Here is a 15,892-nt window from a genome sequence, read left to right on the forward strand (position 1 = left end):
GTCGCGACTACCCCAGGAAGCAGCGAACCCCACCGGGACCTGGAACCCGGCGTCACCGCACGACACGCGGCGCCGAAACCTACCCGGCACCACGAAATCAAGATCAACAAGCGTCGCCGGCCCCACACCACGGCGTCACCTACACCCGCATGAAATTTTGAGGCTTGCGGGACAATGAGTCGGCACATGTTCGACGTTTCGTCAAAATCTTTGCGCGCACCCGAAAAAATTTCCGACCGCTCCCACCTGACCCCACGGGGCAACCCGCTCCGCCCAAGCCGTTGCCACTGCGCAGCGCACTTGTCCGCGGCGCCGCAAGTGAACTGACCCGGCGTCGACGCACTACACCCCCGAAATTTGTGCCCGCGTCACCGACCTTCGGGCGTGGGCGAGCACGAGAGGGCAGATGGCAGCTGCGGCTAAATCAGTTGGCTGCACATACCCACCGGGCGCTGGTCATTCCCCTCATCAATTTCCGAGCAGGTCTGGTGCTATACAGTCGGGCCACTGTGAGGATTCTCGGCACTGCTCAGACTCGACGATGGCCGTGGGCCATCGCGGACACCCGAACCCTCCTCAAGAATTGGCGCCCATGAAATTCCCATACGCCACGATACTTTTGAGCCTGCTCGCCGTCAGCGTCACAACAGAGGTGCTCTGGATGGGTAATATCTCGCGGCCACCCACGACGATCTATCACAGTTGGCATGTAGCTCTGATGCTGTTTGTGATCACCGTACGCCTGGCTTATCAGCAGCAGCTTTCCCCGCAGGTGGCAAGGTATACGCGCATACTGATCGCGGGGATGGCAATGTGCGCCGTGGGAGATGTGGTCAATAGCGCCATATCCGGCATCGAACCCATCAGCCAAAAGCTGTCCGTCGCGATCATTCTGTTCGGCGCTGGGTACATCTTGTACGTTTACGTCCTCTACCGTTTTTCTCAGCCCAGACTCGCACCACGTGGCGGAATCGGTTACCGCATGCGCTGGTTCGTCGTGATGATCGTTGCGGTGGCCAACACTGTGGGCTGGATCTCGTACGTGCGGGAGCCAGTTGCCGGTCATCAGTTCCTCGAGCTTGGGAGCTTCCTTTTCAACCTCGTCATCTACACCCTGATGATCAGCTTCAGTATTTGGTATTTCTGGACGAACCGACTCAGCCTGCCAGCGTTGCCCGTACTGATCGGCGGACTGCTTCTCCCGCTATCCGACTTGTACCTGTTCAGCACGTGGCTGGCACCGGGGCAGGATCGAAATGTTCCGATATTCGACCTGTATGCCGCCAACTGGATTTTGTATTTTGGCGGACAGGTGTTGTTCGCATTCTTGCCGGCCTGCGAAAACGATGCGAGGTTAAGCGAATCACCGCAGTCCGGAAGCAGACCCGCGGAGCTGGGCTAATCCCTGACAACGACGAGACCCGGTGACATGGACAACGAAACCCCGAGCCAAGTCAACCCCACAGCACCTGGAATGCACGTCAAAGTGTTACAAGCCGTCCGGCTGAAGGGCCGGGTGAGTCCCGCCGACCTGGCTACCACGCTGGGTGAAGACCACCGCGCCATCACCGAAATCGTCGATCAGCTCACCGCATCGGGCCTGTTGGTCGAGGGCGCCACGTTGCGGATCAGCCCCGAAGGCCGCACCCGGCTCAATGCATTGCTCGCCGAGGAACGAAAGCAGGTCGACCCGGCAGCAATGGCCTCCGCCTACAACGAGTTTCGTAGCGTCAACGCCGATTTCAAAGCTGTGGTCACGGATTGGCAACTCAAGGGCGGCCAACCCAATGTCCACGACGACGCCGGCTATGACGCCGCGGTATTGGCCCGTCTCGACGATGTGCACCGGCACGTGCAACCCATCATCGCGGCGGCAGCGGCACAGCTGCCGCGGCTGCGCGCCTACTCGGCGAAACTCACTGCCGCACTTGACAAGGTCAGGTCCGGCGATATCGGCTGGCTCAGCCGGCCGCTCGTCGACTCCTATCACACTGTCTGGTTCGAACTGCATGAGGAGCTGATCCTGGCCGTGGGCCTGACCCGCGAAGAAGCGGCCAGATCTGGTGATGCCCAATAATCTTCATCGCAGCGCCGCGTCAAGCAATTCCACATAGGCGTCGATGTCGGGTATCGCCGACGCGGCCGCATGGACACTGATCGCAATCGTGTCGCCGATGCCGTGCACCCCGTGAGTCAGCCCCATCGCGGGTGACAGTGCCGGATAGCCGGACGTCAGCACCACCGGCGCGTCACCGAAATGAAGATCGGCCGCTCCGCGGTGCACACTGGATACCACGGTGTTGCCGGCCACTTGTGCCGGCCGGGCGTCGGCATCGAATTGGCTTACTCCCCAACGCAATAGCGCTGCCGGAATGGTCGCGAAGGCCAGGTCGGCCGCCCGCACGGCGGGATGTCGCATGCGGCGGCGGGCATTGGCTAGGTCGGCGGCTATCCGCCCAACCCGCTCGGCGTGACCGAGCGCCGGATACAGGCCGACGCCGACGTTGCCGAAATGGTTATGCGCTCGCGGCACACCCGGTTTAGCCATCGGCACTTCTGCTGCCAGCGATTCGGCCGACCCGCCGAGCAGCCGGGACAGCGCCGTGGACACGGCGGCCAGCACCGCGATAGTCACTGTGGGACCGGGCAATTGCGAGCGCTGCCGCACCAGGGTGCGCACCGCTCGCACACCCTCGGGCCGGGCGTTGGTGGGAAGCAGCGGCCGCGAACCGGCACCCGGCGCCAACCGCCCGGACCTGGTGTCGCGAACCAGGCGGCGGTGCGCGCAGGCCGCTGCGGCGGCCCGCCAGGGCAGGACACCCCGCCGCGGCCCGGTGACCGGCGCCACCGGCGCCGCCCGCCCGAACAGCCAGGCCGCCATCGCCGAGGCGCGCACGCCGTCGCCGAGCGCATGCGCGACTTGCACGACCGCAACGGTGCCCGCGCCGCTGACCCCCGGAATCCCGGTCACCGGGGTGAATACGTGGACCCGCCAAGGCATCCGGCGAACATCGAGCTGCTCGTCGGTCAGCGCGGCGACGGCCGCCAGACAGCCTTGCCAGCTGTCGTCGGTCGGCTCGTGGCGGATCACCTGCTCGGGCTCGACACCCGCAGCAACCCACTGCGGATAGGTCAGAGCGGACCGGTCGTGGACCCGCATCCGCAGCTCCGGACAGGCGCGGGCCCGGTCCAGGAGCTGCGCGACAGCCCGCTCGACAGCCGCGTCTTCACCGTCGAAGGCGTACAGCAGGAACTGGTCATTGGGAATCTTGGCCGACATCCAATAGAACTGCGCGTCGACGGCCGCCATCCGGTGTGCGGCCACAGTCTCAGCCGGGTGTGCCGACGAACGTCAGGATCAGCTCGGCCACCTTCTCCGGCTGTTCCAGCTGCAGGAAATGCCCGGCGTGGTCGACGATCGCCACATCGCTGCCGGCGGGCAGCACCTTCTCCGTCCAATGCGTGAAAGCCGGTGTGGCACAACCGTCGTCGCGACCATGCAGATACAGGCTCGGCAACCGTGGCGGCTCGGTCCACCACCGGTTCAACTCGGCGTAGGCGGCCGGCGGCCGGGTGTTACGGATGGTGGCCCGGTACGGGCCCAGCGCCGCTCGCCAGCTCTCCGGTGTGCCGATCGCGGCGTCGACATGGCGCAGGTCCTCCTCGGCGTGATAACCCGGCGACCACCGGCGCCACAACAGCGGCGGTAGCCACGCGGCGGACCGCTCGGGCAGCCAGGGCAACTGGAAGTAGACGATGTACCAGCTGCGCAACAGCTGATGCGGTAGCTCGCGGGCCAGCCGCCCGCGGTCGGGTGCCCGGCCCAGCGGGCGGAATGCCGCCGCGGGCGGCACCGACATGATGACCGCCCGGGCGAACGGGCTGTCGGGCATCGCGGCCAGACCGGTGGCGGCGATCGCGCCCCAGTCGTGCCCGATCACCACGTCGTCGTCGGTCCCGCCGGCGGCCGCGCGCACCCGCAGTGCGTCGTGCATCAGCGCACCGACGTGATAACAGCCGTCGGCCGGAATCGACGACGGCGCATATCCCCGCATGAAGGGTGCGACGACCCGCCATCCCGACTTCGCCAGCCGAGGAGCGACCTTGCGCCAGCCGTACGGGGTGTCGGGAAAGCCATGCAGGCACAAGGCGATGGGGGCGTCAGCCGGACCCCAGGTCAGGGCCTTGAGATCAGCGCCGGCTCCCGGGACGTCGATCCAGTGGGGTTCAGACATGACAGGCTTCCTGGTCGGCGTTGGCGTGGTCGGTCGCGGCGTTGCCAATCATGCCGGGCGTGGCGCCCGGCGCGGCAGCTTGGTTCCTCATGTTGACTCCTGTCGCCACCTGCAGCCCGCGCATGATCCAACGTAACCGGGACGCATGGGGGACAAAAAGACCGTCGATCGGGGGACACCGCATTCATCCCCGGTGTGGCCGCTCGGCCGACAGACGCCGCGCCGCCGTCACGGCACCCTGAATTTCAGAGCCGCCAACGGGAGGACCAAGCAACGATGATGTTCGCCTCGTTACCCCCAGAAGTCAACTCGGGCCGGATGTATACCGGTCCCGGGGCGGCGTCGATGTTGGTCGCGGCGAGCGCCTGGGAGACGGCTGCCGGCGAGTTGGACGCCACGGCGGTGTCGGTCGACTCGCTGATCTGCGGGCTGATCAGCGGCCCGTGGCTGGGTGTCACCGCGACGGCCATGGCGGCCGCCGCCGCGGCGGCAGCGCCGTTGCCCCGGTCGGCGTTGGCCGCGGCGGTCGACGCGCTGAACACCGCAAGTGCGGGCGGGCTGTTGGGCGGAATGCCGTTGGCGCAGACGGGTTCCCGGGGCATGACCGGTGGCCCGTCCCGGCTGGAGTTCCGCTCGCTGCGGGTGCTGCCGGCGGTGGTCGGCTGACATGCGGGCGAGTTCAGCGAGCAACGGCGACACCGTCCGCCGATGGGCCAGAACGGGCGCCACTCAACGGCGGATCCTGGATGCGGCAACCGAGGTTTTCGCGGCCAGGGGCTTCACCGCGGCGACGATGGCCGACGTGGTGGCCAAGTCAGGCGCCAGCATCGGCAGCATCTACCACCATTTCGGCGGCAAGAGCGAACTGTTTCTGGCGATCTTCGAGCAAGTGGCCGACGACGTGGAACGCCGTATCGAGGCGGCGATGCAGCACGCCTCCCGGTCCGGCCCGGACGGCGCCGACCCGCGCCACGCACTGCAACTTCACCTGCGGGCTTACCTGGAGGCGATGTGGGACAACCGATGCCGGGCCAGGGTGTTGTCGTCCGGTGACACGCCCGCCGGGTTCGAGACCGTCCGCCGCGACCGGATGTCGGCCGCCTTCCGCCGCTGGCTGGTCGTGCTGCCGCCGGACACGTCGCTGCGTGGCCAACTGCTGAGCCGCCTTCTGATGGCGACGATGGCCGAGTCGTCGTTGATGATCGCCGACTGCGAGAAACCCGACGACGTCGCGCCGATTATCGATACGGCGATCGAATGGATCGCCCGGCTCACCGAGTGTGAGCTCACACTTGCGCTGCGGCCCTTTCCAATTCGGCGATGACGATCTTGCGCATACCGAGCATCGCGGTGGTCGCCGCGGTCGCCGCGGCAGGATCGGGGTCGGTGAGCAGCTCGCGTAGTCGAGCCGGGACGATCTGCCAGCTCAGCCCGAAGCGGTCTTTGCACCAGCCGCACTGCGATTCCTCGCCGCCTCGGGTCAGCCGGTCCCAGTAGTAGTCGACCTCGTCCTGGTCCTTGCAGTCGACCATGAAGGACACCGCCTCGGTGAAGCGGAATTCCGGGCCGCCGTTGATGCCGACGAACCGCACCCCGTCCAGGACGAAGGTGCCCGACACCACCGCGCCCGGTTCACCCGGGCCGGCCTCGGTGTAGCGGTTGAAATTCTCGACGTGCGAGTTCGGGAACACCGAGGTGTCGAACTGGGCCGCCTCTTCCAGATTGTGGTCGAACCAGAGTGCGGGCGTGATCGATGGCATGGCAGTCTCCGTGTCGTCGGGGCGTCGTCGCTGTGATAGACCCCGGCGACGACGAAAACTCACCGCACATTGTTCAGAACCGCACCCGCGACGCGGCGCGGTTACGTCGCCAATAGCTGCTGCTGGTGCTGTGGGCAGTAGCTCGGGACCGAAATGGCCACGACGGCCGGAAGGAAACTCAACGAGACCTTGGCCCCCATGGGGCCTTGGCGTCAGCGGGTGGCAGAAGCCTGGATGCGGCCCGCGGTCACGTCGCCACCCTGGATGAAGGTGCTTAAACGAACTAGGTAACGTCGGAATGCGTGAGCATCGTGAGCCGCCCCCGCACCGTCGAGTTTTCCGGTGTCGGGGGGATCACGCTGGTCGCCGACGAATGGAACCGCGGCGCCGAGGCGGCTGACCGGCCGAGCATCTCGATGTTGCACGGCGGCGGCCAAAACCGGTTCTCCTGGAAGAAAACCGGCCAGATCCTGGCGAACGAGAGGTTTCACGTCGTCGCGCTCGACACCCGTGGCCACGGAGACAGCGATCGAGCGCCGGTCGCGGATTACGCCGTCGAGACCCTCACCGAGGACGTGTTGCAGGTCATGGATGCGATCGGTCGTCACGTGGTGGTGATCGGGGCCAGCATGGGCGGGCTGACCGGCATCCTGGTCGCCGACGCCGCAGGCCCCGACCGGGTGACGGGATTAGTGCTGGTCGACGTGGTACCCCGGTACGAGAAAGACGGCAGCGCCCGTATCCGGGATTTCATGCGCACCAACCTTGACGGTTTCGCTTCGCTCGAGGAAGCCGCCGACGCCGTCGCGGCCTATCTGCCGCACCGCACCAAGCCGCGCAGTCCCGAGGGGTTGAAGAAGAATCTGCGGCAGCGCGACGGACGGTGGTACTGGCACTGGGATCCGGCGATGATGACCGCCCCCCTGGATGACCCGGACCTGCGCACCGAGAACTTCGAACGGGCAGCGATGAACCTGAAGATCCCGATGCTGTTGATCCGCGGCAAACTCTCCGACGTGGTGAGCCCGGAAGGGGTCCAGGACTTTCTGGCCAAAGTGCCGCGCGCGGAGTTCGTCGAGCTGTCCAACGCCGGACACACCGCCGCGGGCGACGACAACGACGCCTTCAGCGATGTGGTGGTGGACTTCGTCAGACGGACCGTTGCCGCCGGTTAGTTGGCCGGTTTCTCGGCGTGTCCGCCGAACTGCTTGCGCATGGCCGACAGCGCCTTGTTGGCGAAGTCGTCGAGGTCACGCGAGGCGAACCGGGACTGCAGCGCGGTGGTGAGCACCGGCGCGGGCACACCCTCGTCGATCGCCGCGATCGAGGTCCACCGGCCCTCGCCGGAATCGGAGACCCGCCCTGAAAACTCCTGCAGCTCAGGCGATTCGTGCAGTGCGATCGCGGTCAGATCCAGCAGCCACGAACCGATGACGCTGCCGCGGCGCCACAGTTCGGCGACCTCGGGGATGTCGATGTCGTACTGGTAGTACTCCGGGTTGGACAGCGGCGCGGTCTCGGCGTCACCCTGCTGCACGCGGGTGCCGATGTCGGCATTACGCAAGATGTTCAGCCCCTCGGCCAGCGAGGCCATCATGCCGTACTCGATGCCGTTGTGCACCATCTTGACGAAGTGTCCGGCCCCGGACGGCCCGCAATGCAAGTAGCCGTTCTCCGACTGCGTGATCTCGCCGTCGCGGCCGGGCGTGCGCGGCGCCGCGTCCACCCCCGGCGCGACGGTGGCAAAGATCGGTTCGGCATGCGCGAATGCGCCGGCATCTCCGCCGATCATCAGACAGTAGCCACGCTCCAGGCCCCACACGCCCCCGCTGGTGCCGGTGTCCAGCAAGTGAATTCCCTTGTCGGACAGCAACTTTGCATGCGTAATGTCGTCGCGGTAGTAGGTGTTACCGCCGTCGATCACGATGTCTCCGGAGTCCAGGGTCTCGGCCAGCTCCTCGATGACCCCGGTGGTGATGGTGCCCGCGGGCACCATCACCCACACGACTCGCGGCGCGGAGAGTTTGTCACGCAGCTCCCGCAGTGACGACACCCCGGTGGTGTTGTCCTCCCTCGCCATCGCCTTGACGGCGTCGGGGTTGTGGTCGTACACCACGCATTCGTGCCCACCTTTGACTACTCGGCGGACGATGTTGGCACCCATCCGGCCCAGACCGATCATCCCTAGCTGCATATGATTTCGTCTCCCTTACTGTCCTGTTTTGGCGCCGCGAGGCAGCCACGGCTGTTGCCAACTGCGGTGACCGCGCAGCAGCGTGTGCGCGGCCTCGGGCCCCCAGGAACCGCGGTCGTACTGGTGGATCTCACCCGGGTTGTCGAGCACCGGCTGCACGATCCGCCAGGTCTCCTCGATGCTGTCTTCGCGGGCGAAAAGCTGGCGATCACCCTGCAATCCGGCGTGCAGGAGTCGCTCATAGGGCCGGATCGGCTCACCGAGGTCTTCGGCGAACGAGGAGTCCAGGTGGATGTCTTGCCACGCATTGTGGGTGTGGGCCGAAATCTGTAGCCGCATCCCGGGGTCGGGATCGATGCGCAGCACGATCTGGTTGGGCTCGGGCGGCCGGCGGTTGGGCAGAAACGCCAACCCGGGAACGTGATGCAGAAACATCCGGACCTCGGTTACCTTCTCCGGCAACGCTTTTCCGGCCCTCAGGAATATCGGTACGCCTGCCCAGCGCCAGTTGTCGATCTCGGTCCGCAGCGCCACGTAGGTCTCGGTCTGCGAATTCTGCGCCACCCCGGCAACATCGCCGTAGCCCCGGTACTGGCCACGCACGTAACGCGCCGGCTCCAGCGCCGGCATCGCGCGGAACACCTCGGCCTTCTTGTCGTTGAGATCGTCGGCGCTGGCGCCGACGGGTGGCTCCATCGTCACCAGCGCCAGCACCTGCAGCAGATGGTTCTGCACGACGTCACGCAGGGCGCCGACCGCGTCGTAGAACGAGCCGCGGTCCTCGACGCCGAAGTTCTCCGCCATGGTCACGTGGATTTCGGAAATGCTCTTGGAATCCCACAACTCGGCGAGGCCACGATTGGCGAAGCGCAGGTATTGCAGCTCGACGACGGGTTGTTTGCCCAGGAAGTGGTCGACGCGCAGGATCTGCTCTTCGTCGAGGACCGCCCGCAGCCTGGAGTTGAGTTCGCGCGCCGAGGCCAGGTCGTGACCGAAGGGCTTCTCCACCGCGACGCGTGCGCCCCGCACCAGGTCGGCCGCTGCCAGATTCTCGACGATCGGGGCGAACAACGCAGGCGGCATTTCCAAGTAGTACAGGGGGCGACGTCCGGAACCGATCTGCTTGGCCAGCGATGTGTACAAGGCGCTGTCGGTCACGTCGCCCGACAGATAGGACAACCGGCTCACCAATCTGCCGAACACCTTGTCGTCGAACGTCTCCCCCGACTGACCAATGGCCTCCCGGGCCCGCTCGACCAGCTTGTCCACCGGGATGTCGTCACTGGCTACACCCACGATCGGACAGTCCAGCAACCCCCGACGCTCCAACCGGTACAGCGCGCGGAAGGTCATCTTGCGGGCCAGATCACCGGTAATTCCGAAGATCACCAACACGTCTGAGGCGCTAGATGCGCTACCGGCCAATGCCCACCTCCAGGACGTCCTCTGCGAAAGTCACCCAACGGCTTGACAGCTACTTCCCCGTGGTGGCCGACCTCAACCCTAGACATTGCCCCCTGGCCCGACAAGATCGACTCAACCGGGCCCGGGAAGAATGGACCGGGTGTTGGGCTCCGGTGCTGCGCTGCACATCGCGGTCTATGTGCTGGCCGGGATCGCGGTGACGGAAGCCGGCGGGCTGCTCGTGCTGTGGCGGTTGCTGAGCCGCAGTCGTCAGGAGGTCGAGGAGCTGCGACGCCGCGCCGATGCCCGCAACCGGTTGTTGTCCGGTGGCCGCGAGGCCGTCAAGACGGTGTGGCAGACCGCAAACCTGGTGCGCAAGGAGGGCCTCGGCGCGGCCGTGCGCAGCTCGATCGAAGACCTGGCGGACTGGGCCGAAGTGGAGCGGCCGGACCTGGCGCGAGTCACCCCGGACGGTCGGGTGGTGATCCTGTTCTCCGACATCGAGGAGTCCACCGCGCTCAACGAGCGGATCGGTGATCGAGCCTGGGTCAAACTCATTGGCGCACATGACAAGATGATTCACGAGCTCGTCGAACGCCGGTCCGGCCACGTGGTGAAGAGTCAAGGCGATGGATTCATGGTCGCGTTCGCCCGGGCCGAACAGGCCCTACGGTGCGCCATCGATATCCAGGATGCGCTGCACAGGGAAGCAAAGCGTAAGCGGCGCAACGTAATCAGGGTCAGAATCGGCATCCACATGGGCCGTTCGGTACGCCGGGGCGACGACCTGTTCGGCCGCAACGTCGCCATGGCGGCCCGGGTTGCCGGGCAGGCCGCCGGCGGCGAAATACTGGTGAGCCAACCGGTTCGCGACGCCGTCGGCGATTGCGACGACATCGGTTTCGACGAGGGCCGCGACGTCGAATTGAAGGGCTTCTCCGGCAGCTACCGGTTGTTCGCGGTGGCATCCCGGCCCGTGTCCGACTCGGACTGATAGCCTGCCGCGTCGGAATCGGCCAGCTTCTGGTGCAGCCGGGCCCGGACCTCGTCGGCGGTGTAGGCGCGGCGCTTGCGTTCGTCGCGTACCACCAGCGCCCCTCCGGCGACGACACCGGCGACACCGGCCAGGCCTAGCCATTTCCATACGCTGCGCATGACGACAGCCTATGTCTGCCTAAGGTGCTGGGGTGGAAACCAGCACGCTTCCCGTGGACCAAGCGCTGAACGAAACCCGGACCGGCGACCTGTGGTTGTTTCGGGGGCGGTCCGGCCCGGACCGCGCCATCCAGACGTTGACCAACAGCCCGGTGAACCACGTCGGTATGACGGTGGCCATCGACGACTTGCCGCCGCTGATCTGGCATGCCGAACTGGGCGACAAGCTCGTCGACGTGTGGACCGGCACCCACCATCGCGGCGTGCAGCTCAACGACGCCCGCGGGGTCGTGGAGCAGTGGACCGGGCGTTACCAGCAGCGGTGCTGGCTGCGTCAGTTGACCCCGTATGCGAACCGGGAACAGGAGAACGAACTGCTGCGGGTGATCGCGCGGATGGACGGCACCCCATTTCCCACCACCGCTCGGCTGACCGGCCGCTGGCTACGTGGCCGGCTGCCCACCATCAACGACTGGATCCGTGGAATTCCGGTGGTGGACAGCAAGGTTCGCGAACAAACCCGACGACGCAAGGCAACCCGACGCGCGCTGGGCCTGGAGACGGCGTACTGCGCCGAGACGGTGGCCATCACCTACGAGGAGATGGGGTTGCTCGCCACGGACAAGGACGCGAACTGGTTCGACCCGGGCAAGTTCTGGAGCGGCGATACGCTGCCGCTGGCGCCTGGTTACCGGCTGGGCAACGAGATCGCCGTGATCGTCGGCTAGCCCACCGACATCTCCCCCATGGCCGACCACCCGGTGGCGTCGATGGTTTGGCTGATGATCTTTGGCGTGGCCGCCAACGCCTGCGGCAGCTGCTGCATGGCCTGCTGGAAGTGATCGCTGTTGACATGGACCGCGCCGGCGTCACCGTCGCGGAAGGCTTCGACCAGAACGTATTCGGCCGGATTGTCCAGGCTGCGCGACCACTCGAACCACAGGTTGCCTTCTTCGGCGCGGGTAGCCGCGGTGAACGGCGCCACCAGATCCGGCCAGCGTTCGCTCCACTCGCGTTTGGTTTCGAACTTGACGACGATGAAGATCATTGCCGCTCCCCACTTCTGCCACCGGCCTGATGCCTGGCAGGCAGGGTCAGAATACCCAGCAGACCTCGGTCAACTGAGCTGCACTCGGGTGGTCACCGGAGTGGCATTGCGGGTCAGATCCAGCACCGGGCAGTGCTGGTCGACTGCCTGCTGCAACTCGCGGTAGCGTTCCGGCGTCTCGGGTCCGGTCAGGCTGATCACCACACGGACCTCCTGGAAGCCGGAGCGGACATTGTCGTCGAATCCGAAGAAGCCCTGCACGTCGAGATCACCTTCGGCATGCGCGGTGATGTCGTCGACCGCGATCCCGAGCTTTTCCGCCCAGAAGCGCCAGGTGACGATTTGGCAGGAAAGCAGCGAGGCCAGGTAGTACTCAACGGGGTTCGGGGCCTTGCTCTCGCCGCCGAGGGGTGGCGGCTCGTCGACTTCGACCTGGTACTGGCCGAGGCTTACCGTGCTGGCCACCGCGTCGTGCGCGGTGGCCGAAGCCTGGAATACCACCCGCCCGTTGGCCCGGTCGGCGGTTACCGCCTCCCGGGTGGCGGCGATGATCCGGCCCAAAGCGGTGCTGGACTCGGCGGCCTGGGATGTCACCGGCAAAACTCCTTCCGTCGCGGCAATAGTATGAAGCATCGACCGGCGAATCGAGCCCCGAATCGAACCAAGCCTCAGCATGAACGAATCCCCCGAATCCACGAGAATCGAATTCGGCAGCGGCAACCGTCGACAAGTTAATGCGCCACAAAATGACGCAACCACGCCCGTACCGCATTGTGATTAGGCGCACAATGCGATGGGCGTGGCTGCGGTTATCCGTACGGGGTCATATGTGTGACCTAGGTCGCAGAATTGCTGTTGCCCGTGTCACATAGCAACCGATTGGTTACGTATTCACCATTTCCGGATCGCCTATCGGACCCGGATCTTCGGGCACCGGGGCCGGCGCTTCGCCCGGGTCCACGGCATCGACCAGAACAGCGGCCCCATCCGGCGGGGGCGCATCCTCTGCGACCGCGTCGGCATCCATCGGCAGGTACATGTGATGGGTGAATTGCGCCTGGTAGGCACCACCGCCACCGATGCGTATCCCGCCACCTTCACCGCTGGCCACCGGGGTGCCGTCGGGCAACGTGACGGCCGTGTGGCCACCATTCCACCCGATCACCAAAGCGTTGGGAGCAGTGCCCCGTTGAAAGCCCCGGGCCGCCAAAGCGGCTTCCTCGTTGCCGGTGTTGAAGCGATCGCCGAAAACGGGCCGGTCCGTAGCCGCATTCGACACCCACGAAGCCAACCCTGAACAGTCGGTGCCGGCCGGCGAATCGCCACCCGGAATATAAGGGGTTCCCGAAACCTGGTTGATAAGCGTCAACAGCGTTGCTAAAGCAATCATGGGGAGGGACACTACCGACAATATGCATAGGAAACCAAATATTGTGGTGGTAATCACGATTAAACAGATAAGCGTCTGACCTGCATATACAGCAGGTATGTCACGCATTTATCTAGGAATTGAAACAGAAGTGATCAATGTGTACTCAGCAAACTATTACTTAATCACAAGCTTCTCGTCAGGCAGGAGCGTGACCAGCAGAAATGGCGCATTGCGGCGAATGCGCGCGATTGTCACTGCAACTGCGCGTTTACCCATTGGCGACGCCCAGGGCAGTCCACCGAGTGGTTAACCCGGATGTTTCGTGGGACTGGCGTGGTGACCTGATCGGGTCGGATTGTGGTTTTCGATCTTGATTTTCGGGTCGGGGGTGCGGTGGTGGGCCCGGTGGTCAGCGGGGTTCTGCCGGGTTCCTTGGGCCCGGGAGGTCCTTTCGTGGGGTCGTGGGGATGGGCGGGTAGTTGGTCAACCGGGTTGCGGGCGGGCCAACGCGGTGGTCAACGCGTCGGCCCAGGGTGCGTGGACAGCCAGGCGCAGCCGGGTTCGGCGGGCGTGGCGGGCGTGGCGGGCGATGCGGCCGGCGATCGTAAACAGGAGGGGCTCTCAGGTCGGGAAGCCTGTGACCGACTGGCCTTTGATCTGCGGTGGAAGGCTGCTGCGGGGTTGATGGTGGGGGCGGAGGCCTTTCATCCCACGGTGCTGGTCGGGATGCGCAACCGGCTGCGCGATTCGGATCGGGCCGCGGCGGTTGTTCGACGATGTCAACACCACCGCGCGCGCGGCGGGACTGTTGCGGGGACGGCGCCGCGTGATCGATTTCCCCCCCCGCTGTTTGACGCGGTGGCCACCCAAGACACGGTGATTCAGTTGCGCGCGGCGATCCGCAAAGTCGCCCCGGCCGATCGAGTCGATCCGACATTGGCAAAAGCGGTGCGTGCGGTGTTGACCCGCGATGATGATTACGCCAGTTTGGGTAAGCCGCCGTGTGACTGGGACGACCCGGCTGCCCGGGAAGCTTTGGTGGATGGGTTGGTCAAGGATGCCCATGCCGCGCTGAGGGTCCTGGATGACCACGAGTTGGAGGGGCCGCTGGGCCAGGCGGGCGAGTTGTTGGGGTTGGTGGCTGGCAAGACGTCGAAGCCGGCTCCGATGGGGTGTTTCGCATCGCTCGTGGGATGGCTCGAGACCGGCTGATCTCCACGGTCGACACCGAGGCCCGCCACGGTCACAAGTCACGCGCCCGAACCTTCGACGGTTACAAGTCGCATCTGGCAGTCGATCCTGATGACGAGTTGATCACCGCGGTGTCTGTCACCGCGGCCAACGCCGCCGACCGCGAGGTCCTTGACGAACTGCTGGGCCAACCCCACACCGGCGCAGCTGCCGGCGACGCCGCCTCAGGTGGCGGTGAGTCTGCTGCCGATTGTGAACCTGCCGCCAAAAAGCGCGCCGCCGATGCCGCTGACAGCGCTGACCAGTCGCAGGGCAGCTGCGGCGGTGAAGCAGGGTCGAAAGACTTTGAGGTGTATGGGGATTCAGCTTACGCTGACGGGCCCACCCTGGAGGAACAAACCCGTCGCGGTCATGACATGCGCACCAAGGTGCCCCCAGTGCGCAACGCCAACGGCTTTTCCAAGGACCGGTTCAGCATCGACCTGGCTACCGGCACGGTGACCTGCCCGGCCGAGCACACCGTGGCCATCCGGGCCGGCCGCCGTCACCGCGTCGCGCGTTTCGGTGAGGACCCGAGCCGGCGCCATCAACCTCGCCCGCCTGGCCACCCTGGGCCTGCACCAGGCAACCACAGGCTGGGCCATCGCCTGACCGCATCACCAACCACCCATCCAGGGGTCAATTTTCACATGCCGTCACAGCTCAGCAGTTGAAGCGTCCAAAGGCCATGGACACCGACCCCACCAAAGGGCATTACATCAGCGGTGTCCTAGGACGCAATGTCTTCGCACATGCCCAGTCCCGCGTCAGACTAAGCGATTGTCAATGCAATTGACATAATTGCTGTGCTCATGTAAACGAACTTTACAATTCCGATTAGGAGAGTATAACGCTTCGATAACGTTTAGATCTCGTTTCTATATCCTGCCGTCCTGAGCTGGGCTTACGCGATAGCATTCGGCTGCTCCAATCAGCTGTAGATCGAAGAAAGCTGCCATGACATTCTTGTTTACCAGGCCGGACGTGGTCATCGCTGCGGCAACGGATCTGGCCGGAATTGGAACGACCATCAACAATGCGAGCGTCGCGGCAGCGGCCCCCACCGTGGGTGTCGTGGCCGCCGGAGCCGACGAGGTGTCCGCAGCGATCGCGGCTATTTTCGGGTCACACGCCCAGCAGTACCAGTCGATGAGCGCCCAGGCGTCGATCCTGCATAGCCAGTTCGTGAAGACGCTGACCGCAGCCGGTAACGCCTACGCCGGTGCTGAAGCAGCCAACGTCCAACAGCAACTACTTAACGTGATCAATGCGCCGACCCAAGCGGCCCTGGGCCGCCCACTGATCGGCAACGGCGCCGACGCCGCCTCGGGTAGCGGGCAAGCCGGCAGCGCCGGCGGCTTGCTATACGGCAACGGCGGCAACGGCGGATCCGGGGCCGCTGGCCGAGCCGGGGGCGACGGCGGTGCCGCCGGGTTGATCGGCAACGGCGGAGCCGGCGGACAGGGCGGGCTGGGAGCCAATGGCGGTCACGGC

The 15,892-nt window shown here is 65.4% G+C and carries 17 protein-coding genes and 1 pseudogene; 9 read left to right on the forward strand and 9 right to left on the reverse strand.

Going from position 1 to position 15,892, the window contains the following annotated elements; all coding sequences use genetic code 11:
• Positions 1-592: 592 nt before the first annotated feature.
• Together EET03_RS20780 and EET03_RS20785 are read left to right on the forward strand one after the other, a co-directional pair.
• The gene (locus tag EET03_RS20780) at positions 593-1,402 is read left to right on the forward strand and encodes a lysoplasmalogenase family protein (protein ID WP_075541235.1); all 810 of its coding nucleotides are present in this window, start codon (positions 593-595) and stop codon (positions 1,400-1,402) included.
• A gap of 72 nt (positions 1,403-1,474) precedes the next feature.
• Positions 1,475-2,077, forward strand: a complete 603-nt coding sequence (locus EET03_RS20785) for a hypothetical protein (protein ID WP_075541236.1) — start codon at positions 1,475-1,477, stop codon at positions 2,075-2,077.
• Between the two features lie 3 nt (positions 2,078-2,080).
• On the opposite strand, the gene EET03_RS20790 is transcribed toward EET03_RS20785, so the two are convergent.
• Both EET03_RS20790 and EET03_RS20795 read right to left on the reverse strand, forming a co-directional pair.
• Positions 2,081-3,325, reverse strand: coding sequence for a WS/DGAT domain-containing protein (locus EET03_RS20790; RefSeq protein WP_099193708.1), 1,245 nt, complete (start codon positions 3,323-3,325; stop codon positions 2,081-2,083).
• Positions 3,326-3,329: 4 nt separating this feature from the next.
• Positions 3,330-4,235: an alpha/beta fold hydrolase gene (locus EET03_RS20795; protein WP_063471808.1), complete on the reverse strand. Its 906-nt coding sequence runs from the start codon at positions 4,233-4,235 to the stop codon at positions 3,330-3,332.
• Between the two features lie 276 nt (positions 4,236-4,511).
• Between EET03_RS20795 and EET03_RS20800 the strand changes: the two genes are divergently transcribed.
• Together EET03_RS20800 and EET03_RS20805 are read left to right on the forward strand one after the other, a co-directional pair.
• Positions 4,512-4,901, forward strand: a complete 390-nt coding sequence (locus tag EET03_RS20800; RefSeq protein WP_082274449.1) for a PPE domain-containing protein — start codon at positions 4,512-4,514, stop codon at positions 4,899-4,901.
• A gap of 1 nt (position 4,902) precedes the next feature.
• A complete protein-coding gene (locus EET03_RS20805) occupies positions 4,903-5,559 on the forward strand; it encodes a TetR/AcrR family transcriptional regulator (protein ID WP_075541239.1) in 657 nt (218 codons plus the stop codon).
• On the opposite strand, the gene EET03_RS20810 is transcribed toward EET03_RS20805, so the two are convergent.
• Positions 5,522-5,995: a VOC family protein gene (locus EET03_RS20810; RefSeq protein ID WP_075541240.1), complete on the reverse strand. Its 474-nt coding sequence runs from the start codon at positions 5,993-5,995 to the stop codon at positions 5,522-5,524. The two genes, EET03_RS20805 and EET03_RS20810, sit on opposite strands and share 38 nt — an antisense overlap.
• Before the next feature lie 311 nt (positions 5,996-6,306).
• Here EET03_RS20810 and EET03_RS20815 point away from each other — a divergent pair, with 311 nt between their 5' ends.
• Positions 6,307-7,170, forward strand: a complete 864-nt coding sequence (locus EET03_RS20815; RefSeq protein ID WP_425271544.1) for an alpha/beta fold hydrolase — start codon at positions 6,307-6,309, stop codon at positions 7,168-7,170.
• On the opposite strand, the gene gnd is transcribed toward EET03_RS20815, so the two are convergent.
• A complete protein-coding gene (gene gnd, locus EET03_RS20820; RefSeq protein ID WP_075541242.1) occupies positions 7,167-8,189 on the reverse strand; it encodes a phosphogluconate dehydrogenase (NAD(+)-dependent, decarboxylating) in 1,023 nt (340 codons plus the stop codon). The genes EET03_RS20815 and gnd overlap by 4 nt on opposite strands.
• 15 nt (positions 8,190-8,204) lie before the next feature.
• A complete protein-coding gene (locus EET03_RS20825) occupies positions 8,205-9,614 on the reverse strand; it encodes a glucose-6-phosphate dehydrogenase (RefSeq protein WP_075541243.1) in 1,410 nt (469 codons plus the stop codon).
• Between the two features lie 139 nt (positions 9,615-9,753).
• On the opposite strand from EET03_RS20825, the gene EET03_RS20830 reads away from it, so the two are divergent.
• On the forward strand, positions 9,754-10,587 hold the full coding sequence (locus EET03_RS20830; RefSeq protein WP_244232464.1) for an adenylate/guanylate cyclase domain-containing protein: 834 nt from the start codon (positions 9,754-9,756) through the stop codon (positions 10,585-10,587).
• On the opposite strand, the gene EET03_RS20835 is transcribed toward EET03_RS20830, so the two are convergent.
• Positions 10,539-10,748, reverse strand: coding sequence for a hypothetical protein (locus EET03_RS20835; protein ID WP_075541245.1), 210 nt, complete (start codon positions 10,746-10,748; stop codon positions 10,539-10,541). The genes EET03_RS20830 and EET03_RS20835 overlap by 49 nt on opposite strands.
• Positions 10,749-10,780: 32 nt before the next feature.
• Between EET03_RS20835 and EET03_RS20840 the strand changes: the two genes are divergently transcribed.
• Positions 10,781-11,476, forward strand: a complete 696-nt coding sequence (locus EET03_RS20840) for a hypothetical protein (protein WP_063472857.1) — start codon at positions 10,781-10,783, stop codon at positions 11,474-11,476.
• Here EET03_RS20840 and EET03_RS20845 read toward each other — a convergent pair.
• From EET03_RS20845 to EET03_RS20855, 3 genes are all read right to left on the reverse strand, one after another.
• Positions 11,473-11,796 carry a putative quinol monooxygenase gene (locus tag EET03_RS20845; protein WP_063472856.1) on the reverse strand — a complete coding sequence of 108 codons (324 nt, stop codon included), beginning with the start codon at positions 11,794-11,796 and terminating at the stop codon, positions 11,473-11,475. The genes EET03_RS20840 and EET03_RS20845 overlap by 4 nt on opposite strands.
• Before the next feature lie 69 nt (positions 11,797-11,865).
• Complete coding sequence (locus EET03_RS20850) at positions 11,866-12,357, reverse strand: OsmC family protein (RefSeq protein WP_425271545.1); 492 nt, start codon at positions 12,355-12,357, stop codon at positions 11,866-11,868.
• Positions 12,358-12,679: 322 nt separating this feature from the next.
• Complete coding sequence (locus EET03_RS20855; RefSeq protein ID WP_075541246.1) at positions 12,680-13,243, reverse strand: glycoside hydrolase; 564 nt, start codon at positions 13,241-13,243, stop codon at positions 12,680-12,682.
• Between the two features lie 537 nt (positions 13,244-13,780).
• Between EET03_RS20855 and EET03_RS33105 the strand changes: the two are divergent.
• Positions 13,781-14,925, forward strand: a pseudogene (locus EET03_RS33105) (transposase); the annotation flags it as partial.
• Between the two features lie 430 nt (positions 14,926-15,355).
• Positions 15,356-15,892 (forward strand): PE family protein (locus EET03_RS20870; RefSeq protein WP_136625736.1); only part of this gene is annotated, 537 nt, incomplete at its 3' end.

The sequence above is a fragment of the Mycobacterium innocens genome (assembly GCF_900566055.1).
Lineage (GTDB): Bacteria > Actinomycetota > Actinomycetes > Mycobacteriales > Mycobacteriaceae > Mycobacterium > Mycobacterium innocens.

Coding starts and splice junctions, on each gene's coding strand:
- EET03_RS20805 (WP_075541239.1), top strand. CDS start 4,903: ATGCGGGCGAGTTCAGCGAGCAACGGCGACACCGTCCGCCGATGGGCC.
- EET03_RS20845 (WP_063472856.1), bottom strand. CDS start 11,796: ATGATCTTCATCGTCGTCAAGTTCGAAACCAAACGCGAGTGGAGCGAA.
- EET03_RS20795 (WP_063471808.1), bottom strand. CDS start 4,235: ATGTCTGAACCCCACTGGATCGACGTCCCGGGAGCCGGCGCTGATCTC.
- EET03_RS20780 (WP_075541235.1), top strand. CDS start 593: ATGAAATTCCCATACGCCACGATACTTTTGAGCCTGCTCGCCGTCAGC.
- gnd (WP_075541242.1), bottom strand. CDS start 8,189: ATGCAGCTAGGGATGATCGGTCTGGGCCGGATGGGTGCCAACATCGTC.
- EET03_RS20800 (WP_082274449.1), top strand. CDS start 4,512: ATGATGTTCGCCTCGTTACCCCCAGAAGTCAACTCGGGCCGGATGTAT.
- EET03_RS20785 (WP_075541236.1), top strand. CDS start 1,475: ATGCACGTCAAAGTGTTACAAGCCGTCCGGCTGAAGGGCCGGGTGAGT.
- EET03_RS20810 (WP_075541240.1), bottom strand. CDS start 5,995: ATGCCATCGATCACGCCCGCACTCTGGTTCGACCACAATCTGGAAGAG.
- EET03_RS20835 (WP_075541245.1), bottom strand. CDS start 10,748: ATGCGCAGCGTATGGAAATGGCTAGGCCTGGCCGGTGTCGCCGGTGTC.